This window comes from Pseudomonas synxantha BG33R (genome assembly GCF_000263715.2).
GTDB classification, from domain to species: domain Bacteria; phylum Pseudomonadota; class Gammaproteobacteria; order Pseudomonadales; family Pseudomonadaceae; genus Aquipseudomonas; species Aquipseudomonas synxantha_A.
The window spans coordinates 627,269-653,372 of the sequence record NZ_CM001514.1 but is presented as its reverse complement, the minus strand read 5'-3'; the positions used below and the strand labels follow the sequence as shown (position 1 = coordinate 653,372).

Here is a 26,104-nt window from a genome sequence, read left to right as displayed (position 1 = left end):
TGGTGAATCTACTCAATCAACGGGCTTTGCGCTTTGCGATTGCGGCTTGGCGCAGATGGCGTATCTCGGACAGTTTTTTGCGCATTTCGCGGTGGCGTTTGCTGTTGAGCAGCAGTAACCCCAACAGCGGAAAGAGTACAATCAACACCGCGCAAACAGGTCACGCCAGCCATGGAAACCACAGCTGAGCCGGAGAAGATCGCCATGAAAATCGTCCCCATGAATACGGGGAAATGACGCGCCAGGAATCTGTTTATCGAAGGCGGCTCCTTCACATGCGACTACTCGATCTGACGGTTGATTTGACAGACTGCCGAATGCGACGGATTTCCACGAGTTTCGTGCGCATCTCTCGTTGAACCTTGCTATTGAGTGTCAATAATCCGAGCAATGGGAATAACAGCGCCAACCCATAAAGAACTTTGTGAGGCCGGAATTGAACCATCGGAACGACAAACAGTAGACAGGCGACGTAGATACCGACCATTACCCACACCCAGGAGGGTCGGCCCCGCAACATCATAAAGTTGCTATGGACCGTCAACAGAATGAGCAGCGCCCCGACCAACATGATCTTGAGCCCCACTTGAGCCAGCGGCACATCACGAAAATAGGTGACGAACGTCAGCGCCACAGCCAATGCCAAAGAAAAACACGCAGCAAATACGCCGCCCATAAACGTCAGAAAGTATTGCCTGAAAAAGTCGCGTAGCGTCATTAACTCGTTCATTCGTTTATTTCCTCGTACAACCCTATCGCTATGGTATTGACGTTTCCGGAGTACGCACTCCCGCCAAACCCTATGCTTGCGCCCAGGACGTCTTTGATCTGGGTAGTGGTGCTGTGCTTGAGCTGCGTAGGGGTGAAACGCTTGGTGAGCTCACCCGACGCCTGCTTCAATTTGAGCATCTTCGCAGTCAAGCTGGGATGGTTGATGCTGAGTAGCTCTTTCGTCAGCTTGGCTCTTTCCTGGCGATTCAAACCGCGAAGCACTTCACGCAGGCTCTTGCCCGTCGATGCAGTGGCGGCCCTAACCAGCTTGACCGTCGTCAGGGCCGAGGCGCCCACGCCTGCCAGGGATACTGCGTCCAGCACAATGGAAGCATTCTGGTACCAGCCCTCACTGTCGAGCCAATCCTTTACCTCAGGCTTGGCGACCTCCAGCGCTGTCCGGGCAATGCCGTTGAAACACTGAAGCGAACTTGCGCCGGCAGCCGCATACCCCACCACAACGATGACGGAACTGGCGCCGGCACTGAAAGGCACCAGAATTGTTCCACTGGCGATCGCAGCCCAACTGATGACAGCCCCAAAGCAGGAGACTCCGGTATTCACGGCTTCGCCAATCAGTCGCGATTCTCGAGGATTGCTCACGACATGTTGAGCAAACTGCGTTGGCGCAATGTACTTCTGCGCTTCACGCAAAATGATGCGCTTGGGCTTGATGCTGCAGATGGGCTTGAATTCGCGCAGGGTAATGACGTTGAAGTCGGCGTCGATGTATACGACGCCTGCGCCAACGATACCTGGATCGGCGTCGATGGCCGCAAACAGGCGCGGCAGGTTGATCTGGCTCTCAATGCGCTGGCGCGCCATGAACTGGGAGCGGTTGGAGTCCATGCCAATGTTGAGCAAGGGGTTGCCCATAAGTGTTCTTCCTTGAAATTGATAGTGCCCAGACCGGCCTCATAGCAGGCAAGCTCCCACTGGGGAATGCATTCCAAGTGTGGGAGCTGGCTTGCCTGCGATAGCAATCTAATGGACGCCACCTTACCAAACAGGCTCCCCCTCGACCAGAAAGCAAAACGCCAGCACGAGGCTGGCGTTCTGCATATTCAAGCGATGATCAACGCGGCACTACCGGCTTGCGCGCAGGCTTGCCGCCCTTGCCCTTGGCCGCATCGGCACGCTCTTTGGCGGCCTGCTTGTTACGCGCCTGAGCAGCCGCCTTGGCTTGCTCACGCTTGTCCCACGGGTTGCTGCCGTCGCTGCCACGGGGCGGCAGGCCGGTGTGCTGGGTGAGGATCCTGGTGGTGGTTTCCTTGGCGACCTTGTGGCTGCCGGCCGGCGTCGAGTTCTTGCGACGGGCGCTCTGGTAGCTGTCGGTGGCCGGCTGGTGCAGCGGGATCAACTGGTCTTTACCCGGTCCGATCAGGTCGGCGCGGCCCATGCGCGTCAGTGCTTCACGCAACATTGGCCAGCCTTTGGGGTCGTGATAGCGCAGGAACGCCTTGTGCAGACGGCGCTGTTCTTCGCTCTTGACGATGGTCACCGCGTCGCTCTTGTAGGTGACCTTGCGCAGCGGGTTCTTGCCCGAGTGGTACATCGCGGTGGCGGTGGCCATCGGCGACGGGTAGAACGCCTGCACCTGATCGGCACGGAAGCCGTTGCCCTTGAGCCACAGGGCCAGGTTCATCATGTCTTCATCGGTGGTGCCCGGGTGGGCGGCGATGAAGTACGGGATCAGGTACTGCTCCTTGCCCGCTTCCTTGGTGTACTTCTCGAACATGCGCTTGAACTTGTCATAGCTGCCGATGCCCGGTTTCATCATTTGGTTGAGCGGGCCTTCCTCGGTGTGTTCCGGGGCGATCTTCAGGTAGCCACCCACGTGATGGGTCACCAGCTCTTTCACGTACTCAGGCGACTCGACGGCCAGGTCGTAGCGCAGGCCGGAAGCAATCAAAATCTTCTTCACCCCCGGCAATGCACGGGCGCTGCGGTACAGCTGGATCAGCGACGAGTGGTCGGTATTCAGGTTCGGGCAGATGCCAGGGAACACGCACGACGGCTTGCGGCACGCGGATTCGATTTCCGGGCTCTTGCAGGCAATGCGGTACATGTTCGCGGTCGGCCCGCCGAGGTCGGAGATCACCCCGGTAAAGCCCGGCACCTTGTCGCGGATCTCTTCGATTTCGCGAATGATCGACTCTTCGGAACGGTTCTGGATGATGCGGCCTTCGTGCTCGGTGATCGAGCAGAAGGTGCAGCCGCCGAAGCAGCCACGCATGATGTTTACCGAGAAGCGGATCATGTCGTAGGCCGGGATTTTCTCGTTGCCATACGCAGGGTGCGGTACGCGGGCATAAGGCATACCGAACACGTAGTCCATTTCTTCGGTGGTCATGGGGATGGGCGGCGGGTTGAACCAAACGTCCACGTCACCATGTTTCTGCACCAGGGCGCGGGCGTTGCCCGGGTTGGTTTCCAGGTGCAGCACGCGGTTGGCGTGGGCGTAGAGCACCGCGTCACCGCGGACTTTTTCCACCGACGGCAGGCGGATCACAGTCTTGTCGCGGGTCATGCGCGGGCTGGCCAGGATCTGCACGACCTTGGCTTCTTCCGGGTCATCCACCGGCCCTTTCTCTTGCTCGATGGCGCAGGCCTGGGTGTCCTGGGTGTTGACGTACGGGTTGATGATCTTGTCGACCTTGCCCGGGCGGTCGATACGCGTGGAGTCCACTTCGTACCAGCCCGCGGGTGTGTCACGGCGAATGAACGCGGTGCCGCGCACGTCGGTGATGTCTTCGATCTTGTGGCCCCACGACAGGCGCTGGGCGACTTCGACAATGGCGCGCTCGGCGTTGCCGTACAGCAGGATATCGGCGGTGGCGTCGATCAGGATCGAGTTGCGCACCCGGTCCTGCCAGTAGTCGTAGTGGGCGATACGGCGCAGGGAGGCTTCGATGCCGCCAAGCACGATCGGCACGTTCTTGTAGGCTTCCTTGCAGCGCTGGCTGTACACCAGGCTGGCGCGGTCCGGGCGTTTGCCGGCCATGCCGCCTGGGGTGTAGGCGTCGTCGGAGCGGATTTTCTTGTCGGCGGTGTAGCGGTTGATCATCGAGTCCATGTTGCCGGCCGCGACGCCGAAGAACAGGTTCGGTTCGCCGAGCTTCATGAAGTCGTCTTTGGACTGCCAGTTCGGCTGGGCAATGATCCCGACGCGAAAGCCCTGGGACTCCAGCAGCCGGCCGATGATCGCCATGCCGAACGATGGGTGATCCACATACGCATCTCCGGTGACGATGATGATGTCGCAGGAATCCCAGCCAAGCTGATCCATCTCCTCCCTGCTCATCGGCAGGAATGGCGCAGGACCGAAACATTCGGCCCAGTACTTGGGATAGTCAAATAACGGCTTGGCTGTTTGCATGACGGTGACCGGTGTTGAGATGAAAAATCGCGGGCGCGGAATATAGCACAAATTTTGACCAATTCCGACGGCAATGGTCGGCTTTTAGCCACGCCGAGCCCGACGGCGCTTATAGCCCGGTTTTGCTGGGGGCGAGGCCCACATAGGCGCGCTGATCACGCGTCGTCACTGGGGGTGCACTACGCAGGCGTTTTCAGCGCACAGCTTTATGCACCTCTTCTTCTGGTACTGCCCGCCCTAAGGTCGCTCAATCTTTTCAACAGAGCGCCTGCCACGCTGCTGTGCCAAGCGCTCTCTTCCCGAGCACACACCATGACCAACTCAGTCACCTTTGACGCAGAGCAACCTGCATTACTCACCAACGAAAGCTGGGCCGAACAACAGATCTTTCAACTGATACAGGAAAACGTAAATGCCTTCATGGGCAAAATGGGCGTGGACGAGCAAAAAGAATACCTGCGCCTGAGCAAGGATCTGGTGGAGCGCGAGCAAACCCTCGGCAACGCCCTCACAGATCTTTACAACGACTTGAGCCAGCAAATGGTCGACGCTCTGGAGCGAGAGCTGAAGAGCAAAACCGGCACGGCCATCAATTCGCGCACCACCTACCTGAAGACGCGGATCCGGCAGTTGCCGGTCTCCCAGGATGACCTCCCCGCCAACGATCGCCTGGGCAACAACGTGCGTATCTACAAAGAGGACCTGGGCGTACGTGAGTACGAACGCTCGATCACCTTGCTGGAGGCCGCGTATCGCAACTTCGGGTTTACTGCGTATTTCTCCACCGAAGAACAACGCGCCAGCTCTATCAGCGGCAACGTCATCAGCGTCAAAGCCTTCGTGGCCGTCGCAAGGAGCGTGGACATCGGCACGCGCATCAGCGACTACATCGAAAAAGAGTTCAAGAAGCGTCTGTCCAATCCGCTATTCGGCCTGCAAAGCACCAAGCTGCTGGTCGCATTGAGGGACGCCTATCGTACCAATGAGTCTTGGAGTATCAGCGAATGGGAATTCAATGAACTTAAAGACTGGCTGTTCGACACCAGCGTGTATTGGGACCTCTACCAACTGGACGCCGGCGGCGAAAAGATTGCCCTGCCGTTCTTTACTCGTCGCTTTGACACGCCCGACGGCTCTTGCGTCTACAGCTACTTCCCGGACCGCCCCAATGGCGCGTTACGCCGACATGCCTCCAGGCAAGAAGCCGTGGACTCGCTGCAGGACCAGATCCGCAACGACGTGGGGCTGGCACACTTCAGCTGGTTCATGAAGGCCATCTCCCTGAACAATCAGGAACAGCTGCGAACCTTTATCAAACCGCTGAAGGTCAACCGGGACGAGCTCGCCTGGCATGCCAGAATCCTGTATGACCTGTTCGCCAGCAAGACCCCAAACAGGCAAAAACTGGCGGTGGAAAAAATCGGCACGGACATCCGCTGCCTCGCCCACACCTTGCCGATCCACCAGGCGTGGCCGATACAATCGGACCTTATCCGACTGGCCCGCACCAATAAATTGGCGGACCGAGAGGCCGCCATTGCGTTGGCCACCTATCTGGTCAGCGAAACCTTGTCGATGCTGCTGATCCCCCTTCCCGGTGGCGTGACAGGTTTGGGCAAAATCATGTTGGTCGCAATGCTGGGCACCCTCGTCTATCAGAGCTGGTCTGCCATTGCGGCGCTGCGCCGAGGCCAGCAGGCCGAGCTGGTGCAAGCCGTCGGTGACATTCTTGACCTGCTGGTGGGGCTGCGCTTGCAGGGTGCAGCGGCAAAGTTATCTGCACGCCGCACCCGCCAGTTGATGAACGCGCTGGGCAACCCCAACTACGCTACTGCCAAAGACGGCAAGCCAGGGTTGTGGTTCATCAACGACTACACACAAATCGACCCGAACTACCTGACAGGGCTTGAACAAAACCCTCAAGGGCTGTTTGAAAAGGACAACCGAAGCTACATCAAACTGCAGGTCGACAACCAAACCAAATTCGCCCAGGTCACTCTCGAAAAAAGCTCCGGGCGCTATCAACTGGACATGCCGGGCTCTTCAAGCATTCACCCCTATGTCACTTACTCAGCCAAACATGACCGCTGGACACTCGACCCCATCGATACCCGTGCGCTGAACGAAGCCCAACTGCTGCAGCACATGATCTCGCCCAGCGAGTTGCCGCTGAGCCCGACAGCTTGCAAGCGCGCCCTGGATGTCGCGGCCGTCGATCGCCAGGAGCTGCTGGATATCTGGTTCGATCGCCGGCCCACCCCTGTCGCATTGACGCAGGCTATCGAGAATCAGCAACTGCGCGATGGGCTCACCCAGTTGCAAACGGCGCTCGGGCAGAACGATGGTCCGCTGCCGCCCATCGCCGATCAGGTCATGCCTGCACTAATGGCCGACCTGGGCACCTGCACGATCAAGCTGTACACCCCTGACGGCAAGACCTTGCTGTCCAGCCACGCACCCGTGCTCGGGGCCAACACACAGCCCTTGGCCACAATCGAGCTACGCAAGGACGGGCGCGATCGCTACCTGGCCCTGGCATTTGGCTCGTCGATTGCCTCACTCATGCAACAGGTCCTGCAGGAACATGAACGGCTCGTCCCGGATAGCACATTGGGTAAGACAGGTCACGGCAGTGAAGAGCAACCCCTGGCAAGCCGACTGCTTGGGCTGAGGAAAAAACTCGCAGCACACCTTCAGACACATCAAGCAGCAGTGTATGCGGCGTTACGCGATGGCCGACTGCGCGACCACCTGAATGCAAAACATCCAGCCACTCGGTTTGCACCCACGGCGCAGTTCGAGCAGACGCCCGGTGGTGAACTCGCAATCGGCCTGTTGCGGCGTCGCTTTCCGGACCTTTCACGGGCAATGGCCGCGGACTTGCTACAGCATCATCCCTCGTTGCGTGACATCGGCCTGTATTCGCGCCTGGAGGCTCCGGTGCGCGAAGCCATTCACAAAAGTATTCAACAAAGCACCATCATTGAGGCGCTCAACGCACTGTCGGACCCGAGCGGCCTCGGTCTCAACGCGCAAAGCCAAGCCCTGTTCTGCAACCTGCTGACGCTCTTGCCGGGCTGGCCGAGCGACGTCGGAGTGCAGGTTTATCAAGGCTCCACCGATCAGACCGGGCGGATCACCCAGCGAGGTTCACTGCTGGACACCTATGGGAGCGAAGACGCAGACAGCTTCGTCATGTTGGTCAAGTCCGGCACTGAATATGCCGGTTACCTACAGGACAGTGGCGACCTGAAAACGGCAGTCGCCGGGGAGAACAGCCTACTCGGCGCCACCTTGCACGCCCTCACCGAAACCCAACGCAATGAGCTGGGCCTTGAACCCCACGACATCGCCGTGCTGGCTCAGGACGTGCTTGAACAGGCGCGCGTACAGCAGGCGCACCTGCCGGAATTTCTCACACCTTCGCGGGAGGCGCCGCTGTCGAACCAAAGCATCAGTGCTTTCCGGATACCCCACAAGCAGGTGCCAGACAATGCCGACGCAGACGGCGTTCATGCCCTGGGCGGGCGTCAATACGCGAACATCGACGACGGCCCCTATCAGGTCATGCTCGACCGCGACGCCTCCTCGGCGACAGGCAAAGTCTGGCGCATCGTAAAACCGGGCGATCCGGTGGCGATGGACGCAGATAACATCTACAACGGCAGCCGCTTCGGCGAAAGCCATGCCATCCGGCGCAATGCCGCCAATGTGTGGGTCAGCGCCATCGTCGGCGCACCGGGGGGTGTACGCGGCGAGGGACATGACTGGTCGTTCTTTCGGCAATTGGCCGACCGTGCCAGCGCACTCTTGAATCAACTGCGCAGCCCGCAGCGGAGGGTGCACACACTGTTCCCGTCTTTTGACCAGGGACAGATCAACGCCTTTATCCAGTCTCTGGGCAGCGACATTGCTGGCGGGCTGGAGCGACGGGAAGCCGAGTACAGAACCCTCAGCACGGAGTTGAAGGCATGGCGGCATGCGAACGCATCCGAATCTGCAGGCTGGGCCAAGCTCGCTACCGATGAGGTCAAACAGTGCTGGCGTCGGGAGACAGGCGCACAACTGAAGTTACCCGCGAACCTCGCATCGCTGCCCGCCTTAAAAGCAGATTTCAGCCATGTGCGCGAGCTTTTCATGGAGTCCGTTGCCTGGTCAGAGAACGCCGATGTATTCCTGAGCAATTTCACGGCCCTTGAACGCCTGGACATCACCCGCTCCAAACTCGCCGCGCTGCCCCCCGCGATTGGTGACATGACTAAACTGACCACTTTGAACCTGAGGTCTAATCACATCCGCCTGGACACACAAAGCGCTCAAAAAATCAGCGCCCTCACAACGCTCAAACAAGTTGACCTGTCGGGAAACCCGCTGGGGGCAGCCCTGGACTTCAGTCAGATGCCGGGGCTTAAAACCTTGGACTTGAGCGATACTCAAATAGATCAGTGGCCAACCGGCCTGCACAACGCGAGCGCGCTAAAACTTGTCGATCTGCGCAACAACCAATTGCGCCAAGTGCCTGAGGCCAACCTGAACCCGGCGCCTGAACAACTCAACGCCATGGTCCACGTCAACGGCGTTACGCTTCTTGAGGGCAACCCATTCCCCGCTGGCTACTGGAAGACCCTTGAAGCGTATTGGCAACGCTTGGCTACCAATCACCCCGAACTGAGCACACCGGCTCAAACCGGTGCCTTCAGGATCGAGGCGGACGCGCATGAGATCCAGGTAGTACAGCGGATGTATCCCGAGAAAAACGCCCAGGCCGCCAAGGAGTATCTGATTGGCCTGGGTGACAACACAGAAACAGAAATGGCGCGTATCCAGGCCTTCGATCAGTTGGACAAGCAACTGGTATGCTATATCGCCGAGCATGACCCCAACGCCCCTCGCCCTCCGGGCACCCAAAAACCGGACTCGGCCTACGCTTCCAAATTAATCAGGGAGTGCTGGGTCAAGTCAGCGGACTCATTACGCCTGCCTTCCTTGAGGGCCCCCCTTCCGGCACTGACCGCCGATTTCAGCCACGTCAAAATACTCAGTATCGACTCGGTAACCTCGTCGGCCGGTGCAGATACGTTCCTGGCAAACTTCCCCAACCTGACCGTGCTGAGCATTGCCTACTCCAACATTGAGACGTTGCCTGCCAGCATTGGCCAGATGAAAAAACTGGTTAACCTGAGCCTGTGCCGAAACAACATGAAGCTGGATGAAACGAGTGCTTCGATCCTGAGTAAGCTGGACCAACTAGGAGTTCTCGATCTTTCGGAAAACCCACTGCAGATAACACCTGACTTCAGCACCATGACCAGCTTGAACACTGTGGTCTTATCTAACACCGGGATAAGTCAGTGGCCCACCGGGTTACTGAACCTGCCGTCTTTGGCTCACTTGGACTTGCGCTTCAACAACTTGCGTGAAGTGCCGCAGGCCAACCTCAATCCTGCCGCCGAAAACCTGCAAACAGTGGCGCGGATCAATGCCGGCACGCGGCTGGAGGGCAACCGGTTCCCCGCCCAATATTGGAAAAAGTTCGATGAATATTGGCAACGCCTGTACGACACTCATCCGGAACTGGCGGACCCCGCTGATCCTAAAGTTTTCGACGTAAAGAACTCTCCGGCACAGCGCTACCGTCAACAGCATCCGACCATGCGCATCAAGGAATGCAGGGAGCGGCTCTGGCGCATGGGGCAAGGCGTTTCATCCGGCACACTAGGCAGACAATTTGAACGATTAACAGCGCAACTCGATTATTGGGTACGCGTAGAAGGTGGCGATGTGCAGGACGCCTCGTCTTCCACACAACAAGGTGACCGCCTGCGCGCGGACTTGGAAAAGGCCAGGGAGCGAATCCTCAGTTGCTGGCAGTTAAACGCCCCCCAACAATTTGCCGCCAATGGCACGCCGATTGGCCAGGAGCTGAATCTGAGCGGACTGAAACTGCCCAACCTGCCACCCATCAACGCCGACTTCAAACATGTCGGGTCGCTTAAATTGAGCAAGATGAACCTGAAGGCTCTCCCAAAGGGCTTCCTGGGTCAATTTCGTAATATACGCTGGCTGAATCTGGCGAGAAACCATCTAACGGAGCTGCCCGAGGGCGTGGCTGAAATGAATGGCCTGACGCGTCTATTCCTACAGAATAACCAGCTGAAACTGACTGTCGAGGCTGCGCAAGTGCTTTCCGGGCGAACCACACTCAAGGCATTGTGGCTGCATAACAACCCGGGATTGGAGACACCCCCCGATTTCAGCCTGATGACCGAAATGTGCGACGTCAATCTGTCGAATACAGGTATCGACACCTGGCCGACCGGCCTGTTTACCCAGCCTGGCCTGGAGAGGATCAAGCTGAACCACAACCAAATAACCGAAATTCCGGACTACGTGGTTGAGCCAACGGCTAATTGGCTGGCGCACTCCGTCCAAGTCAACAGCATCACTGAGGTGTCACACAACCCGCTGTCCAGCGTCACTCGCGTGCAAATACAACGCTATGAGCAGCGCTTGCTGGCCGCTGGCATGATGCTCAACGCAGAACCCAACCTGATCACGACGGCGGCGGTCACAAAAGACCGCGAATCAACCCGCGAAATGTGAGTGTTTACTCATCGTCGTCGAAGTTGTAACTGCCCGGTGCCAGGTTCTCGAAGCGTGTGTACTTACCGATGAACGCCAGGCGGATAAAGCCGATCGGGCCGTTACGCTGCTTGCCGATGATGATCTCGGCGATGCCCTTGTGTTCCGTTTCGGGGTGGTACACCTCGTCGCGGTACACGAACATGATCACGTCGGCGTCCTGCTCGATTGCTCCGGATTCACGCAAGTCGGAGTTCACCGGGCGCTTGTTGGGGCGTTGCTCCAGGGAGCGGTTGAGCTGGGACAGCGCCACCACCGGGCAGTTGAATTCCTTGGCCAGGGCTTTGAGGGACCGGGAGATTTCGGAAATCTCGTTGGTACGGTTGTCGCCGCTGGAACCCGGGATCTGCATCAGTTGCAGGTAGTCGATCATGATCAGCGCGATATCACCGTGCTCGCGCACCAGTCGGCGGGTACGCGCACGCATCTCGGACGGGCTGATACCGGCCGTGTCGTCGATGAACAGCTTGCGGTCATTGAGCAGGTTGACCGCCGAGGTCAGGCGCGGCCAATCGTCGTCTTCCAACTGGCCGGAACGCACTTTGGTCTGGTCGATACGACCCAGGGACGAAAGCATACGCATGATCAGCGATTCGCCTGGCATTTCGAGGGAGTACACCAATACCGCCTTGTCGCTGCGCAGTACGGCGTTTTCCACCAGGTTCATCGCAAAGGTGGTCTTACCCATGGACGGACGGCCGGCGACGATGATCAGGTCGGACGGTTGCAGGCCGCTGGTCTTTTCGTCGAGGTCGGTGTAGCCGGTGGAAATACCGGTAATGGCCGCGTCGGTGTTGAACAAGGTATCGATACGGTCGATAGCCTTGGTCAGCAGGTCGTTGACGCTGACCGGGCCGCCGGTTTTGGGCCGTGCTTCGGCGATCTGGAAGATCTGGCGTTCGGCTTCATCAAGGATCTCGGCGGCGGTACGGCCTTCCGGGTTGAAGGCGCTGTCGGCGATTTCGGTGCTGATGCCGATCAACTGGCGCAGGGTGGCGCGCTCGCGGACGATCTGCGCATAGGCCTTGATGTTGGCGACGGACGGCGTGTTTTTCGCCAGCTCACCGAGATAGCCCAGGCCGCCGACCTGGGAGGTCTGGCCTTCCTTGTCCAGTTGTTCGGCCAGCGTCACCACGTCGATCGGTGAGTTCTGGTCGGCCAGCTTGGCGATGGCGCGGAAGATCAGGCGGTGGTCATGGCGATAGAAGTCACCGTCCGAGACTTGATCCAGCACGCGTTCCCAGGCGTTGTTGTCCAGCATCAAGCCACCGAGCACGGCCTGTTCGGCCTCGATGGAATGCGGCGGCACCTTCAGGGCAGCGGTTTGCAGATCGTATTGCTCAGGAGCGGAGATTTCGTTCATGGCCACTTGGAATTTAAGGGTGTGTAGAAAAACAAAAGGCACGACCTGTAAACAGGATCGTGCCCGATGTTAACCGGCTGACACGCGAGGTGCCAGTCAGTTAGGTGCGACTTAAGCTGCTACCACGACAACGCGTACGGTGGCTTCAACTTCGGCGTGCAGGTGCACGGCTACGTCGAATTCGCCTACGTTGCGGATGGTGCCGTTCGGCAGACGAACTTCGCTCTTCTGCACTTCAACGCCGGAGGCGGTCAGTGCATCAGCGATGTCGTGGGTGCCGATCGAACCGAACAGCTTGCCTTCGTCACCGGCGGTGGCAGTGATAGTCACTTCCAGCTCAGCCAGTTGGGCAGCGCGAGTTTCGGCCGAAGCTTTTTTGTCTGCTGCGGCTTTTTCCAGCTCAGCACGACGCTCTTCAAACGCAGCCAGGTTGGCAGCGGTTGCAGCGGTGGCTTTGCCGTATGGCAGCAGGTAGTTACGACCGTAGCCGGCCTTAACGTTCACTTTGTCGCCCAGGTTGCCCAGGTTGGCGACTTTTTCCAGAAGGATCAGTTGCATGTGAAAATCCTCTAACTTTTAACCTTCACCGTTCGCGCTATCGGCATCTTTCGACGCCAGACGTCCGCGAAAATCAATCAGGCCGTCGACAATGGCCAGAACCACGAGTAACGGATAGATCAGCTGCATGAACAGCAACAGCGTGACGTACAACCCCACCAGCCAGAACCTGGCCAGGCGCTTTCGCGCAACCAGCCCGTGAATCAGGGCCAGCCCGGCAAACACCAGCGGTACGCTGCAAATCGGCGCCAGCAAGGCCATCTGTGGACCGAAGTTCGGCCCGACAACCATGCACGCCAGCAGCAACATCGCCGGCCCCGCAGGGATTCTGATACTGCGAAACTCGCGACCAAAACCACCCGGGTTGTACAACAACGCCTGCCAATAACGCCCAAGAATCAGGCTCAGCACGCTGACGACCTGCAACAGTGCCGCAATCAGGCCGGTCAGGACCGGAGCAATCAGTGACGCAAACCGCGCTCGCTCATCTACCGACAATTGCTGGTAGAGATCCCCGAGAGCCAGTGGCAGGATCTTGACGATCTCCTGCGACAGCGCCTCGATTTGCGGGCGGAAAGCCGCGCCAAGCATCACTGAGTACACCAACCCCAATGCCACGCTGACCAGCAGCGTACGGACCCAGGACTCACTTGCGCGTAAAACCAACGCAAGGCTCGATGACCCCAGCAGTACCAGAAGTACCCGTGGATCACCCATTTGCAACCACCAGATCAAGGCCGGCAACAAACCCAGGGCAAGAACGCCAAGAGCGTCCTTCAAACCGCGCCGCAGCAGCACAAGGCAACCTGCGGCAGCACCCAACCAATAAAGCAACGGCAATGCCGCACAGCCAGCCACTACCAGAGTGGCCTGCACGCGACCGCGCATGATGAACTCAGCTAAGGCGCGCATGCATTCAATCCCTTACTACTTGTCGACTGCCCGGTCTCAGCGGCCGTGGCTGTCGGTGTAGGCCAGCAGGGCCAGGAAGCGGGCGCGCTTGATAGCGGTGGCCAGCTGACGCTGATAACGTGCTTTGGTACCGGTGATACGGCTTGGAACGATTTTGCCGGTCTCGGATACGTAAGCTTTCAGAGTGTTGAGATCTTTGTAATCGATCTCTTTCACGTCTTCAGCGGTGAAGCGGCAGAATTTACGACGACGGAAGAAACGTGCCATTTGATAGGCTCCTTAATAAGGTCCGTGGATTACTCGTCAGCGTTATCGCTGTTGTCACTGTCATCAGCGCTATCATCAGCGCCTTCTTCAGGACGGTCGCGACGCTCACGGCGCTCACTGCGGTTTTCTTCAGCCTTGAGCATCTCGGATTGGCCGGTAACGGCTTCTTCGCGACGGATGACCAGGTTACGGATCACTGCATCGTTGTAGCGGAAGTTGTCTTCCAGCTCGGCCAGGGCCTTGCCAGTGCACTCAACGTTCAGCATCACGTAGTGAGCCTTGTGAACATTGTTGATTGCGTAGGCCAGTTGACGACGGCCCCAATCTTCCAGACGGTGGATTTTGCCGCCGTCTTCTTCGATCAGCTTGGTGTAACGCTCAACCATGCCGCCGACTTGCTCGCTTTGATCCGGGTGGACCAAAAAGATGATTTCGTAATGACGCATGAATGCTCCTTACGGGTTGTAGCCTGCCGCTCAAAAACGGTCAGACAAGGAGTGAATGACACTTATGGATCTTGCCGTAGGGGAGGCACATCGGTGCCTGCCAGGAAGGCAAGGGGCGCAATTGTAGAGAAGGGGGAGAAGCGGCGCAAGGTGATTGGTGATTATTTGAACAACCTTCCAAACACCAGAAACTAATGTGGGAGGGGGCTTGCTCCCGATTGCGGTGTGTCAGCCAGCTTATTTTTAGCTGACACACTGCTATCGGGAGCAAGCCCCCTCCCACATTTTGTTTCTGTGCAGGCTCGAAATTACTTCTTGGTCTTAGCCTTGGCACCACGCTGACGCTGGGCTTCAAACAGGCACACGCCCGTCGCCACCGACACGTTCAGGCTGCTGACGCTACCGGCCATCGGCAAGTGCACCAGGTAATCGCAATGCTCACGGGTCAAACGACGCATGCCTTTGCCTTCGGCGCCCATGATCAGGATGGTCGGGCCGGTCAGGTCCTGGTCATAAATGCTGACCTCGGCCTCGCCTGCCGTACCCACGACCCACAGGCCACGCTGCTGGAGTTTCTCCAGGGTGCGCGCCAGGTTGGTCACGGCCACCAGCGGAATCACTTCCGCCGCACCACACGCTACTTTACGCACCACCGGGGTCAAGGTTGCAGACTTGTCTTTAGGCACGATCACCGCCAGCGCGCCGGCAGCATCTGCCGAACGCAGGCAGGCGCCAAGGTTGTGCGGGTCGGTCACCCCGTCCAGCACCAGCAGGAGCGGCGCACCTTCGGTACGGTCGAGCAGCTCGTCGAGCATGGCTTCGCCCCATACCTGGCTTGGGCTGACATCTGCAACCACGCCCTGGTGAACACCTTCAACCCACACGTCCATTTCACGACGCTCGGCCTGGCCGATGGCAACCTTGTTTTGAGTGGCCAGTTCGACCAGCGCCTGCACACGCGGCTCGCTGCGACCTTCTGCCAGCCAAACCTGCTTGACGCGTTTGGGGTGATGACGCAGCAGTGCTTCTACGGCATGCACGCCGTAGATTTTTTCCAGACTCATGACTTGGCCTTAGGTTTGCGCGACCCGCCGCTTTTCGCAGGGGCAGAGCCCGCTTTTGGCGGGCCTTTACGATGTTTACTTGGCTTGCTCGACGGTTTTTCCGCCCCTTGGGACTTTCCCCCAGACGCCGCTTTACCACCACTTTTGGCTTCGTTGAGCAGCTGCTGCTTCAACTCGCGGCTCTTGCGCAGCTCGGCGTTTTTCGCCGCGGCATCGCTTGGGCGGTAGGCTTCAGGAGCCTTGTCCTTGGCGGAAGAGCGACGCCCCGACTTGGCAGGTGCAGGCTCGGCAGCCGTCTTCGCGCCAGTGGTCTTGCCTTTGGAAGCCGGCGCTGCAGTTTCGCTGCCACGCTTTTTGCGGCCAGCCGGCTCAGCAGGCTTGTCAGGCATACCGAAGTCGATCTTGCGTTCGTCCAGGTCGACACGCATGACCTGCACTTCGACGGTATCGCCCAAGCGGAAGCTGCGACCGGTGCGCTCGCCCGCCAGACGGTGGTGCACAGGATCGAAGTGGTAGTAGTCACCCGGCAAGGCGGTGACATGCACCAGGCCCTCGACGTAGATGTCGGTCAGTTCCACGAACAGACCAAAGCCGGTCACGGCGGTGATCACACCCGGGAACGACTCGCCTACACGATCCTTCATGAACTCGCACTTGAGCCAGTTCACTACGTCGCGGGTGGCTTCGTCGGCGCGGCGCTCGCTCATGGAGCACTGCTCGCCCAACTGTTCCAGGGCCGCCTCGTCGTACGGATAGATCCGTGCCTTCGGAATGGTCATGGCACCAGCGCGCTTGACGTGCGGGGTGTTCTGCTTGGAGTGGATCACGCTGCGGATCGCCCGGTGCGTGAGCAAATCCGGGTAACGACGGATCGGCGACGTGAAGTGGGTGTACGCCTCGTAGTTGAGGCCAAAGTGGCCCTGGTTATCGGCGCTGTACACCGCCTGGCTCAGGGATCGCAGCATCACGGTCTGGATCACGTGGTAATCCGGACGGTCCTTGATGCTGGCCAGCAGAGCCTGGTAATCCTTGGGCGTCGGGCCATCCTTGCCTTTATGCAGGGACAGGCCAAGCTCACCAAGGAAGGCGCGCAGTTTTTCCAGGCGCTCCGGCGGCGGACCGTCGTGCACGCGGTACAACGCAGGAATTTCGTGCTTCTTCAGGAACTCGGCAGTGGCCACGTTGGCCGCCAGCATGCATTCCTCAATCAACTTGTGCGCGTCGTTACGGGTGGTCGGGGTGATCGCGGCGATCTTGCGCTCGGAACCGAAAACAATCCGGGTTTCCTGGGTTTCAAAATCGATCGCGCCACGGGTATGACGGGCGCCCAGCAGCACCTTGTACAGCGAGTACAACTGCTTGAGGTGCGGGACCACGCCAGCGTATTCGGTACGCAGGGCCTTGGCTTCGCTGGTCTTCGGCGTCTCCAGGATGGTGCTGACCTTGTTGTAGGTCAGACGCGCCTGGGAGTGGATCACCGCTTCGTAGAACTGGTAGTCGGTCATTTCGCCGGTTTTGGAGATGGTCATCTCGCACACCATGGCCAAACGGTCGACTTTCGGGTTCAGGGAGCACAGGCCGTTGGACAGCTGCTCAGGCAGCATCGGGATCACGCGCTCAGGGAAGTACACGGAGTTACCGCGCACCTGGGCTTCGTTATCCAGGGCCGAACCGATCTTCACGTAGCTGGACACGTCGGCAATCGCGACGTACAGCTTCCAGCCGCCGGAGAACAGGCGCAGCTTGCCAGGCTTGGCTTCGCAGTAGACCGCATCGTCGAAGTCGCGAGCATCTTCGCCGTCAATGGTGACGAACGGCAGATGACGCAGGTCGATGCGTTTTTCTTTGTCTTTCTCTTCGACTTCCGGCTTGAGCTTGGCGGCTTCCTTGAGCACGGCATCAGGCCAGACGTGAGGAATATCGTAGGTGCGCAGCGCAACGTCGATTTCCATGCCGGGCGCCATGTAGTTGCCGACCACTTCAACGATATCGCCCTGGGGCTGGAAGCGCGCCGTTGGCCAATGGGTGATTTTCACCTCGACGAACTGGCCGACCTTGGCGGCACCGTTGCGGCCGGGGGTGATCAGCACTTCCTGCTGGACCTTCGGGTTATCCGGCACGACAAAGCCGATGCCGCCTTCTTCGAAGTAACGGCCGACGATGGACTCGTGGGCACGGGACACCACTTCGACGATCACGCCTTCGCGACGACCGCGACGGTCCAGGCCGGAAACCCGCGCCAGGGCGCGGTCGCCATCGAACACCAGGCGCATTTGCGCCGGGCTCATGAACAGATCGTCACTGCCGTCATCCGGGATCAGGAAGCCGAAACCGTCACGATGGCCGGCAATGCGGCCCAGGATCAGGTCGAGCTTGTCTACCGGCGCGTAAGTGCCACGACGGGTGTAGATCAATTGAGCATCGCGCTCCATCGCACGCAGACGGCGGCGCAGGGCTTCGAGCTGGTCTTCGGTGGTCAGACCGAATTCTTCGACCAACTGCTCGCGGCTAGCAGGCGAACCACGATCGGCGAGGTGCGCCAGGATCAGTTCGCGGCTAGGAATAGGGTTTTCATATTTTTCCGCTTCACGAGCGGCCTCGGGATCGAGGGACTGCCAATCGGCCATTAGAGAGTTTTCACCTTGTCTATATGTGGGTTAGTTTGGCATACGCGTATTGAAACGGGAAATTTCAGGTATCAACAAGCGTTTAAAAGACCTTTACGCCCCCCGCCGCGCACCTTGCACGACCACTGGCGAAATTTTCCAGGGTTTTTTCATGGCAGGGGTTTACAGCTCAAATATCGCTCCGTATAGTGCGCGCCATCGACGACGGCAACGTTGTCAGATAATGCCCAGGTGGTGAAATTGGTAGACACGCCAGCTTCAGGTGCTGGTGATCGCAAGGTCGTGGAAGTTCGAGTCTTCTCCTGGGCACCAAATTCAGATCAAACCCGCGAAAGCGGGTTTTTTCGTTTAAGGCCTTTGATTTTTAACGGAAAAATTGATTTATATTTTTCGAATCAGGGGTTTACAGATCAAAAAGCCCGCCGTATAGTTCGCCCCATCAACAGCGGCAACGTTGTTAGATAATGCCCAGGTGGTGAAATTGGTAGACACGCCAGCTTCAGGTGCTGGTGATCGCAAGGTCGTGGAAGTTCGAGTCTTCTCCTGGGCACCAAATTCAGATCAAACCCGCGAAAGCGGGTTTTTTCGTTTCTGACGCTCGAAAAACTCCCCAGCGATTTCCCCCTCGTCCGCACTTGAGAAGTTTTATCGTTTATCCTTGCAATGATTTGTTGCATATAGCGAGGAACACTTCGGATGATGATCCGCGATAACCGTCTCAAAACATCCCTTCTGCGCGGCCTGAGCCTCACCCTGCTCAGCCTGACCCTGCTCTCGCCCGCCGCCTATTCTGCCGACAAGATCGCCCTGACCTTGTACAACGGCCAACATAAGGAAGTCGGCGATGAACTCGCCAAAGCCTTTGAAGCCAAGACCGGCATTCACGTCAACGTGCGCAAAGGCAGCAGCAATCAGTTGGCCAGCCAGGTCGTCGAAGAAGGAGACCGCTCCCCCGCCGACGTGATCTATACCGAAGAATCGCCGCCGCTGAACAAACTCGGCGAGCAAGGTTTGCTGGCGAAGATCGATACCAGCACCCTCGATGTACTACCCAAGGATTACGTTGGCCGTAACGGCGATTGGATGGGCGTGACCGCCCGCACCCGCGTCGTGGCTTTCAACCCAAAACTGATTGCTGAAAAAGACCTGCCCAAGTCGGTATTGGACTTCGCCGGCCCCGAGTGGCAAGGCAAGGTCGGCTTCGTACCCACCAGCGGCGCGTTCCAAGAACAAGCGGTGGCGATCATTAAGCTGCACGGCCGTGAAGCCGCGGAAGAATGGCTGACCGGCCTGCGCGCCTTCGGCAAGGTGTACAGCAACAATATGGTCGCCCTCAAGGCCGTTGAAAATGGCGAAGTGGCCACCGTGCTGGTGAACAACTATTACTGGTTTGCCCTGAAAAAGGAAAAAACCAACCTGGACTCCCAACTGCACTACTTCACCGATGGCGATGCTGGCGGCCTGATCACCGTATCATCCGCTGCCGCACTGAAATCCAGCAAACACCCCAAAGAAGCTCAGCAACTGCTGGCATTCATGGCCAGTGAAGAAGGCCAGCGCGTGATCACCAACACCTCGGCCGAATACCCGCTGCGCAAAGGCATGGAGTCCAACCGTGGCCTCAAGCCCTTTAGCGAGCTGCAGCCGCCGAAAGTCACCCCAGCCGACCTTGGCAACGCCGAAGAAGCCTTGGAACTGGAACGTGATGTTGGCTTGAACTGATGACCGCGTCGCTAACGGCCGGGGCATTCAGCCCACGGCGCAAACGTCCGTCGATCTGGCTGTTGCTGCCAGTACTGCTGCTCGTCGGCCTGAGCCTGCTGCCACTGGCGTATGTCGGACTCAAGGCCTGGCAGGCCGGCTGGGCAGAGGCGGTGCATCTGCTGTGGAGGCCGTATGTGTTCGGCCTGCTGCGCAACACCCTCGCACTGATGGTCGGCGTGACCGTGACCTGTGGCGTGATCGGCCTGTCCCTGGCCTGGCTGCTGGAACGCAGCAACCTGCCGGGAAGAAGGATCTGGGGCGTAATCCTGTGCCTGCCGTTTGCGGTGCCTGCGTTTGTCAGCAGCTTTACCTGGGTGTCCCTGAGCGCGAGCTTCGAAGGGCTCGGTGGCGCGATTCTGGTGATGAGTCTGTCCAAGTACCCGCTGGTGTTTCTACCGGTGGCCGCAACCTTGCGTAACCTTGACCCATCCCTGGAAGAGTCCGCGCGCACCCTGGGACTGAATCGCTGGGGCGTGTTCTTTCGCATCACCTTGCCGCTGCTGTGGCCGTCGCTATTGGCCGGGGCACTCCTGATCGCCCTGCACATGCTGGTGGAGTTCGGGGCCTTGTCGATCATCGGACTGCAGACCTTTACCACCGCGATCTACCAGCAATTCGAATTGGAATTCAGCAACGCCAATGCCGCGATGCTCTCGGCGGTGTTGCTGGTGATGTGCCTGACCTTGCTGTGGCTGGAGCTGCGCGTGCGCGGTAAAGGCCGACACGTGCGCATTGGCCAGGGCGCGGCGCGACATGCCGAGCAGGTCCGGCTGGGCAAGTGGGCACCATTGGGGCAGGTGTATTGCCTGGCGCTGGCGATCATTGGCAGCGGCATTCCGCTGGGGATGCTCGGTTATTGGTTGGCCGTCGGATCTTCCGCCGCGTTTCCACTGGCTGAAATTGGCGAGGCGTTGCTCTCCTCACTTGCCTTGTCGCTGGGAGGCGCGGCGTTGTGCCTGGTACTGGCGGTGCCCGTAGGTTTGCTGGTGGTGCGCTACAAAGGCCAGTTGGCACTGTGGGCCGAACGGCTGCCCTACCTGCTGCACGCCCTGCCCGGCCTGGTGATTGCACTGACACTGGTGTATTTCGCGCTGCATTACGTGCCCGCGCTGTACCAGACCTCGGCGTTGCTGCTGATCGCTTATGCGTTGCTGTTTTTGCCATTGGCCCAGGCGCCGATTCGTACGGCTTTGAACAAAGCAGCACCACAACTGGAAGAGGCGGCGCGCACGCTGGGCGCTTCGTCGTTCAGTGCGTTTTGCCGAGTGACGTTGCCGATTATCTTTCCGGCGCTGGGGGCTGCGTTTGCGTTGGTGTTCCTGGATGCGATGAAGGAATTGACGGCAACGTTGCTGCTCAGCCCTACGGGGTTGAATACCTTGGCGACTGCCGTGTGGGCGCATACTTCGAATGTGGAGTTTGCGGCGGCGGCACCTTATGCAGCGTTGTTGATATTGGTGTCGGGATTGCCGGTGTATTTGCTTACGACTCGGATGTATCTGAGTCGCTGAGACCGCTATCGGGGGCAAGCCCCCTCCCACATTGGAACGCATTCCAAATGTGGGAGGGGCTTGCCCCCGATGAGGCCGGCACAGGCAACACTAAGCCCGGAACTGCCCCAGACTCGCCTTCAACTGCGCCGCCAACCCATCCAGCACCTTGCCACTGGCTGTCGTCTCCACCACTGCCTGCGCCGCACGCTCGGCCTGGGCATGGATCACTTCGACCCGCCCACGCACCGCATGGGCGCCCTGAGCCTGGTGCTCAGCCGCACGCGTCGCCAGACCAATCGCGGCGTGCACCTGCTCGACCGACGCCTGCACTGTCTGCTGCAAACGCACACTGTCGCGCAACACCAGCAAGCCCTCATTGGCCTGGCGACCAGCCTTGCCGATGGTTTCCACCGCCTCACGCGCGCCCTGTTGTAACGCCACGATATGCGCCTGGATATCGCCTGTGGAGCTTTGGGTCTTGCTGGCCAGCGCACGCACTTCGTCCGCCACCACGGCAAAGCCACGTCCAGTCTCACCCGCCCGCGCCGCTTCGATAGCCGCATTCAGGGCGAGCAAATTGGTTTGCTCGGCAATGCCATGAATCACGGTAAGTACGACTTCGATCTGCTCGCTTTGCTGCGCCAGCCGCTCGATCACCTGGGAGCCAGCCTGCACCTGCCCCGCCAACGCCTCGATCAAGCTGCCGACCTCAGCCGAGGTGCGCGAGTTCTCATCCGTGGCCTGGCGAATATCCACCACCTGCTGCAAGGCCGCTTGCATGGCGTGGCTTTCGGCCTGGGCCTCGTCAGCCATCTGCGAAAGTGCGCGCAAGCTCTCTGCAACCTCGTCGCGCTGCAAGCCCGCTGCCGCGTCGGCGCCCGCGTTACGCAATGTCATGGCGCCGATTTCCACACCGGTACGCTGGGCCACATCGCCCGCCTCGCGCACGATGGGCTGCAACTTATCCACAAAGCGATTGACCGCCGAAGCCATATCACCGATTTCGTCCTTGCTGTTGATCTGCACACGCTTGGTGAGGTCGCCCTCCCCTGCCGCGAGGTCATCCATGGCGGCAATAAGCAGCTTGAGACGATTGACCACGCGCCGGCCCAACACAACAGCGAGTAACAGCAATACGCCAAGCCCCACCAATGCCAGGCCCATGCCAATACGCCAACGCAGGGTGCCCGCCGCTTCTTGTACGGCACTGGAGGTGTTTGCAGTCATTTGGGTGGCAGTTGCCTGTGCCGACTGCAGCCTGGCGCCCATGGCGCTGGCACTATCAGCCGCCGCTCCCTGCAGGCTGTCGCCCACCAGTTGATCACCGCTGGCGATCAGCGCGGCAAAGCGCTTATCCAATGCTTGCAGATCGGCCTCAACCGCAGCGGTCGACACGCCCATGCGCACCTTGCCAATTTCCACACCATTTGGGCTGATGGAGGCTTCGACGTAGTACACCGACGGGTCTGTCTTGGCCGCGTTCAACACCTTATCGAGGGCACGCTCACCCGCGCCCTTTGCCAGCAACGCCTGGTTGATCGGGTTATCACGGTTCAGATAACGCGTCAGGTGCTCACCCGCGGCGTCGTCATACACGACAAACAACACATTGGGATTGCGTTGGGCACGCCGGGCAAATTCCGAGAGTGTTGGCACATCGCTGTCCCACATGGCGCGGGGTGCGACGGAGGCCAGCAACTGCGCCATGTCATTGGCGGAGTCTTTCAGGTCTTTTTCCAGGGTCGCACGCAGTTGCTTCTGCTCTTCCTGCAGACGCGTGGAAAGCCCGGCTGTCAGGCGCTGGCGCGTGCTGGAGGACAAGCTGTCCAGGCTGGACATGACCTCCTTGCCGGCCTGGGCCAATTCGCCAGACAGTTTCTGACTATCGATGCCCAGACGATTACCCAAATCAGCTTCCAGCGCGGTCACGGTGCTCCGCGTCAGCGCGACGGCAACCAGCACTTGCACCAAAAGGGCGATACCAAGGGTAACGAACACCGGCCGCAACAGACGGCTTTGTAACAACGAGAGAACGGCAGACACTGGAAACCCCTCCACCACGGGTGCCACTAATTTGATAGCACCTCGAAAGAGGGAAACACAGCAAGGGTCGTGCCGTTTGCCAGACAGAAACGACAAAGGGCTCCCGAAGGAGCCCTTTGCTTTTTACATCAACAGTTTATTAAGCGAACGGGTGACGCAGAACGATGGTCTCGTTGCGGTCCGGGCCGGTCGAAATAATGTCGATCGGTGCACCGATCAGCTCTTCCACACGCTTGATGTAAGCGCGGGCGTTGGCTGGCAGTTCTTCCAGGGTCTTGGCGCCCACGGTCGATTCGGTCCAACCTGGCACTTCTTCGTACACAGGCTGCAGGCCCACGTAGCTGTCAGCGTCGGTCGGGGCAACGTCGTTGCCTTGTGCGTCTTTGTAGCCGACGCAGATGTTGATGGCTTCCAGGCCGTCGAGTACGTCCAGCTTGGTCAGGCAAATGCCCGAAATGCTGTTCACATCGATAGCGCGACGCAGGATAACGGCGTCGAACCAACCGCAACGACGAGCACGGCCAGTGGTGGCGCCGAATTCGTGACCTTGCTTGGCCAGGTGCGCGCCAACGTCGTCGAACAGTTCAGTCGGGAACGGACCCGAGCCTACACGGGTGGTGTAAGCCTTGGTGATGCCCAGGATGTAGTCCAGGAACATCGGACCAACGCCTGAACCTGTGGCAACGCCGCCAGCAGTGGTGTTGGAGCTGGTCACGTACGGGTAGGTACCGTGGTCGATGTCCAGCAACGAGCCCTGGGCGCCTTCGAACATGATGTCTTTGCCGGCGCGACGCAGGTCGTGCAGCTCGGCGGTCACGTCCAGCATCAGCGGCTTGAGCAGCTCTGCATATTCCTTGCACTCGGCCAGGGTCTTGTCGAACTCGATGGCAGGCTCTTTGTAGTAACCGACCAGCATGAAGTTGTGGTAATCCACCAGCTCACGCAGCTTGTCTTCAAAGCGCGGCATGTTGAGCAGGTCGCCCACACGCAGGCCACGACGTGCAACCTTGTCTTCGTAGGCTGGGCCGATACCGCGACCGGTAGTACCGATCTTCAGCTCGCCCCGCGCCTTTTCACGGGCCTGGTCCAGTGCCACGTGGAAGGACAGGATCAGCGGGCAGGACGGGCTGATGCGCAGGCGCTCGCGCACCGGTACGCCTTTCTCTTCCAGCTTGGTGATCTCGCGCAGCAGGGCGTCAGGTGCAACTACCACGCCGTTGCCGATCAGGCACTGCACGCCTTCGCGCAGTACGCCCGACGGGATCAGGTGCAAGACGGTTTTTTCGCCATCGATGACCAGGGTGTGGCCAGCGTTGTGGCCACCCTGGTAGCGCACTACGGCGGCAGCATGTTCGGTCAGCAGATCAACGATCTTGCCTTTGCCCTCATCACCCCATTGGGTGCCCAGGACTACGACATTCTTACCCATAACACTTGTCCTCATTCGCGCAAACTTGGTGCCGGCGATGGCCGGCAGGAAAACTCAAGAAGCCAGTGGCGATACTTGCCAAAGCCCGTTCTGCTGAATCAATTGCCGGTCGCAGTCCGCTTCACGGGCGGCGGCCAATGGCTGCCCAGGCAAGGCCTGGACCACACGCAGACCCTCACTGCGTAACTGGCAAACCTGCTGCCAGAGCGCCGCGTCCGTACTGTCGGGCATCCAGATGCCACCAGACGGCAGCTCGACCTCAGCACGCCCCAGGGTCACCAGGGTTTTCAAATCGGTGGAAAAACCAGTGGCCGGACGCGCGCGACCGAAGTCGGCGCCGATATCGTCGTAACGACCACCTTGGGCGATGGCCTGGCCAACACCCGGGACAAATACCGCGAACACCACACCGGTGTGGTAGTGGTAGCCGCGCAACTCGCCCAGATCAAAATACAGCGGCAACTGCGGGAACCGCGCCGACAAGCGTTCGGCAATCGCCAGCACGTCATCCAGTGCCGCCAATACCGGCGCCGGCGCATTGGCCAGGCGCTCACGCGCAGCCACCAGCACTTCACGACCACCGCACAGGTCCACCAGCGCACGTAGCATACCGGCCAGTTCAGCCGGCACACCCTCGGTCAGGGCGATTACTTCGTCGATTGCTTTGCGCTGCAGGGCATCGAACAACTGTTGCTCCACTTCACCGGACAAGCCGGCCGCACGGGCCAGGCCACGATAGATACCAACGTGGCCCAGGTCCATGTGGACATCCGGCACGTCAGCCAGTTGCAGCATGGCCAGCATCAGGCTGATCACTTCAACGTCGCTGCTCGGGCTGGCATCGCCGTACAACTCGGCACCCAACTGGATCGGGCTGCGCGAAGACGACAAGGCTCGCGGCTGGGCATGCAACACGCTGCCGGCGTAGCACAGGCGGCTCGGACCTTCGCGGCGCAGGGTGTGCGCGTCGATGCGCGCCACTTGCGGCGTGATGTCGGCACGGAACCCCATTTGCCGGCCCGATTGCGGGTCGATCACCTTGAAGGTGCGCAGATCCAGGTCCTGGCCCGCGCCAGTCAGCAGGGATTCCAGGTACTCGATATGGGGAGTCACGACAAACTCGTAACCCCAGCTCTGGAACAGATCCAACACCTGGCGACGCGCTACTTCAATGCGCGCAGCTTCTGGTGGCAGTACTTCTTCGATGCCATCTGGCAGCAGCCAGCGGTCTACCGTTGCCATTACGCCATTCCCCTTTGATCCGGGCGGCCAGCCCTCGGCCGAGCCTTGAGTGAAGCAGAAAATACCCGCCTCTTGCATAAACCACGCGCAAGAGCGACGTGACG

The 26,104-nt window shown here is 59.4% G+C and carries 17 protein-coding genes, 2 tRNA genes and 1 pseudogene; 5 read left to right on the top strand and 15 right to left on the bottom strand.

Features of this window, described 5'->3' with window-relative positions; all coding sequences use genetic code 11:
* Positions 1 to 16 precede the first annotated feature (16 nt).
* From PSEBG33_RS29650 to PSEBG33_RS29235, 5 genes and pseudogenes are all read right to left on the bottom strand, one after another.
* Positions 17 to 275: pseudogene (locus tag PSEBG33_RS29650) on the bottom strand (hypothetical protein).
* On the bottom strand, positions 272 to 730 hold the full coding sequence (locus PSEBG33_RS24085; RefSeq protein ID WP_005784261.1) for a hypothetical protein: 459 nt from the start codon (positions 728 to 730) through the stop codon (positions 272 to 274). Before PSEBG33_RS24085 ends, PSEBG33_RS29650 begins: the two are co-directional and overlap by 4 nt.
* Positions 727 to 1,647, bottom strand: a complete 921-nt coding sequence (locus PSEBG33_RS24090) for a hypothetical protein (protein ID WP_005784259.1) — start codon at positions 1,645 to 1,647, stop codon at positions 727 to 729. Before PSEBG33_RS24090 ends, PSEBG33_RS24085 begins: the two co-directional genes overlap by 4 nt.
* Positions 1,648 to 1,846: 199 nt before the next feature.
* Positions 1,847 to 4,150, bottom strand: a complete 2,304-nt coding sequence (locus PSEBG33_RS24095) for a YgiQ family radical SAM protein (RefSeq protein ID WP_005784258.1) — start codon at positions 4,148 to 4,150, stop codon at positions 1,847 to 1,849.
* A gap of 351 nt (positions 4,151 to 4,501) precedes the next feature.
* The gene (locus PSEBG33_RS29235; RefSeq protein ID WP_157264109.1) at positions 4,502 to 4,945 is read right to left on the bottom strand and encodes a hypothetical protein; all 444 of its coding nucleotides are present in this window, start codon (positions 4,943 to 4,945) and stop codon (positions 4,502 to 4,504) included.
* Positions 4,946 to 5,008: 63 nt separating this feature from the next.
* Between PSEBG33_RS29235 and PSEBG33_RS28135 the strand changes: the two genes are divergently transcribed.
* Complete coding sequence (locus tag PSEBG33_RS28135) at positions 5,009 to 10,753, top strand: leucine-rich repeat domain-containing protein (protein ID WP_157264107.1); 5,745 nt, start codon at positions 5,009 to 5,011, stop codon at positions 10,751 to 10,753.
* A gap of 4 nt (positions 10,754 to 10,757) precedes the next feature.
* On the opposite strand, the gene dnaB is transcribed toward PSEBG33_RS28135, so the two are convergent.
* From dnaB to rnr, 7 genes are all read right to left on the bottom strand, one after another.
* Positions 10,758 to 12,155: a replicative DNA helicase gene (dnaB, locus tag PSEBG33_RS24100; protein WP_003188079.1), complete on the bottom strand. Its 1,398-nt coding sequence runs from the start codon at positions 12,153 to 12,155 to the stop codon at positions 10,758 to 10,760.
* 111 nt (positions 12,156 to 12,266) lie between these two features.
* Entirely contained in the window at positions 12,267 to 12,713 is a 447-nt protein-coding gene (gene rplI, locus PSEBG33_RS24105; RefSeq protein ID WP_003171376.1) for a 50S ribosomal protein L9, read from the bottom strand.
* A gap of 18 nt (positions 12,714 to 12,731) precedes the next feature.
* The gene (locus tag PSEBG33_RS24110) at positions 12,732 to 13,625 is read right to left on the bottom strand and encodes a hypothetical protein (protein ID WP_005784252.1); all 894 of its coding nucleotides are present in this window, start codon (positions 13,623 to 13,625) and stop codon (positions 12,732 to 12,734) included.
* 36 nt (positions 13,626 to 13,661) lie between these two features.
* Complete coding sequence (gene rpsR / locus PSEBG33_RS24115) at positions 13,662 to 13,892, bottom strand: 30S ribosomal protein S18 (RefSeq protein WP_002551829.1); 231 nt, start codon at positions 13,890 to 13,892, stop codon at positions 13,662 to 13,664.
* Positions 13,893 to 13,921: 29 nt separating this feature from the next.
* Positions 13,922 to 14,338 carry a 30S ribosomal protein S6 gene (rpsF, locus tag PSEBG33_RS24120; protein WP_005784250.1) on the bottom strand — a complete coding sequence of 139 codons (417 nt, stop codon included), beginning with the start codon at positions 14,336 to 14,338 and terminating at the stop codon, positions 13,922 to 13,924.
* 308 nt (positions 14,339 to 14,646) lie between these two features.
* Positions 14,647 to 15,402: a 23S rRNA (guanosine(2251)-2'-O)-methyltransferase RlmB gene (gene rlmB, locus PSEBG33_RS24125; protein ID WP_005784248.1), complete on the bottom strand. Its 756-nt coding sequence runs from the start codon at positions 15,400 to 15,402 to the stop codon at positions 14,647 to 14,649.
* Positions 15,399 to 18,029 (bottom strand): ribonuclease R, encoded by a 2,631-nt coding sequence (gene rnr / locus PSEBG33_RS24130; RefSeq protein ID WP_005784246.1) that lies wholly within the window; start codon positions 18,027 to 18,029, stop codon positions 15,399 to 15,401. The genes rlmB and rnr overlap by 4 nt, the downstream gene beginning before the upstream one ends.
* Positions 18,030 to 18,254: 225 nt before the next feature.
* Between rnr and PSEBG33_RS24135 the strand changes: the two genes are divergently transcribed.
* The 4 genes from PSEBG33_RS24135 (at position 18,255) to PSEBG33_RS24150 (ending at position 21,304) form a co-directional block, all read left to right on the top strand.
* Positions 18,255 to 18,341: transfer RNA gene (locus PSEBG33_RS24135), tRNA-Leu, on the top strand.
* A gap of 154 nt (positions 18,342 to 18,495) precedes the next feature.
* Positions 18,496 to 18,582, top strand: a tRNA-Leu gene (locus PSEBG33_RS24140).
* Between the two features lie 143 nt (positions 18,583 to 18,725).
* Entirely contained in the window at positions 18,726 to 19,751 is a 1,026-nt protein-coding gene (locus tag PSEBG33_RS24145; RefSeq protein ID WP_005784244.1) for an iron ABC transporter substrate-binding protein, read from the top strand.
* Positions 19,751 to 21,304: an ABC transporter permease gene (locus tag PSEBG33_RS24150; protein WP_005784242.1), complete on the top strand. Its 1,554-nt coding sequence runs from the start codon at positions 19,751 to 19,753 to the stop codon at positions 21,302 to 21,304. Before PSEBG33_RS24145 ends, PSEBG33_RS24150 begins: the two co-directional genes overlap by 1 nt.
* A gap of 90 nt (positions 21,305 to 21,394) precedes the next feature.
* On the opposite strand, the gene PSEBG33_RS24155 is transcribed toward PSEBG33_RS24150, so the two are convergent.
* From PSEBG33_RS24155 to PSEBG33_RS24165, 3 genes are all read right to left on the bottom strand, one after another.
* Positions 21,395 to 23,329, bottom strand: coding sequence for a methyl-accepting chemotaxis protein (locus tag PSEBG33_RS24155; protein WP_005784240.1), 1,935 nt, complete (start codon positions 23,327 to 23,329; stop codon positions 21,395 to 21,397).
* A 139-nt stretch (positions 23,330 to 23,468) separates the two neighbouring features.
* Complete coding sequence (locus tag PSEBG33_RS24160; RefSeq protein WP_005784238.1) at positions 23,469 to 24,758, bottom strand: adenylosuccinate synthase; 1,290 nt, start codon at positions 24,756 to 24,758, stop codon at positions 23,469 to 23,471.
* Positions 24,759 to 24,812: 54 nt separating this feature from the next.
* A complete protein-coding gene (locus PSEBG33_RS24165; protein WP_005784236.1) occupies positions 24,813 to 26,000 on the bottom strand; it encodes an ATP phosphoribosyltransferase regulatory subunit in 1,188 nt (395 codons plus the stop codon).
* Positions 26,001 to 26,104 lie beyond the last annotated feature (104 nt).

What these genes read in the sequence shown, in the direction of transcription:
- PSEBG33_RS24085 (WP_005784261.1), bottom strand. Translation starts at nt 730, where the DNA reads ATGAACGAGTTAATGACGCTACGCGACTTTTTCAGGCAATACTTTCTG.
- PSEBG33_RS24090 (WP_005784259.1), bottom strand. Translation starts at nt 1,647, where the DNA reads ATGGGCAACCCCTTGCTCAACATTGGCATGGACTCCAACCGCTCCCAG.
- PSEBG33_RS24095 (WP_005784258.1), bottom strand. Translation starts at nt 4,150, where the DNA reads ATGCAAACAGCCAAGCCGTTATTTGACTATCCCAAGTACTGGGCCGAA.
- dnaB (WP_003188079.1), bottom strand. Translation starts at nt 12,155, where the DNA reads ATGAACGAAATCTCCGCTCCTGAGCAATACGATCTGCAAACCGCTGCC.
- rplI (WP_003171376.1), bottom strand. Translation starts at nt 12,713, where the DNA reads ATGCAACTGATCCTTCTGGAAAAAGTCGCCAACCTGGGCAACCTGGGC.
- PSEBG33_RS24110 (WP_005784252.1), bottom strand. Translation starts at nt 13,625, where the DNA reads ATGCGCGCCTTAGCTGAGTTCATCATGCGCGGTCGCGTGCAGGCCACT.
- rpsR (WP_002551829.1), bottom strand. Translation starts at nt 13,892, where the DNA reads ATGGCACGTTTCTTCCGTCGTCGTAAATTCTGCCGCTTCACCGCTGAA.
- rpsF (WP_005784250.1), bottom strand. Translation starts at nt 14,338, where the DNA reads ATGCGTCATTACGAAATCATCTTTTTGGTCCACCCGGATCAAAGCGAG.
- rlmB (WP_005784248.1), bottom strand. Translation starts at nt 15,402, where the DNA reads ATGAGTCTGGAAAAAATCTACGGCGTGCATGCCGTAGAAGCACTGCTG.
- rnr (WP_005784246.1), bottom strand. Translation starts at nt 18,029, where the DNA reads ATGGCCGATTGGCAGTCCCTCGATCCCGAGGCCGCTCGTGAAGCGGAA.
- PSEBG33_RS24145 (WP_005784244.1), top strand. Translation starts at nt 18,726, where the DNA reads ATGATGATCCGCGATAACCGTCTCAAAACATCCCTTCTGCGCGGCCTG.
- PSEBG33_RS24150 (WP_005784242.1), top strand. Translation starts at nt 19,751, where the DNA reads ATGACCGCGTCGCTAACGGCCGGGGCATTCAGCCCACGGCGCAAACGT.
- PSEBG33_RS24160 (WP_005784238.1), bottom strand. Translation starts at nt 24,758, where the DNA reads ATGGGTAAGAATGTCGTAGTCCTGGGCACCCAATGGGGTGATGAGGGC.
- PSEBG33_RS24165 (WP_005784236.1), bottom strand. Translation starts at nt 26,000, where the DNA reads ATGGCAACGGTAGACCGCTGGCTGCTGCCAGATGGCATCGAAGAAGTA.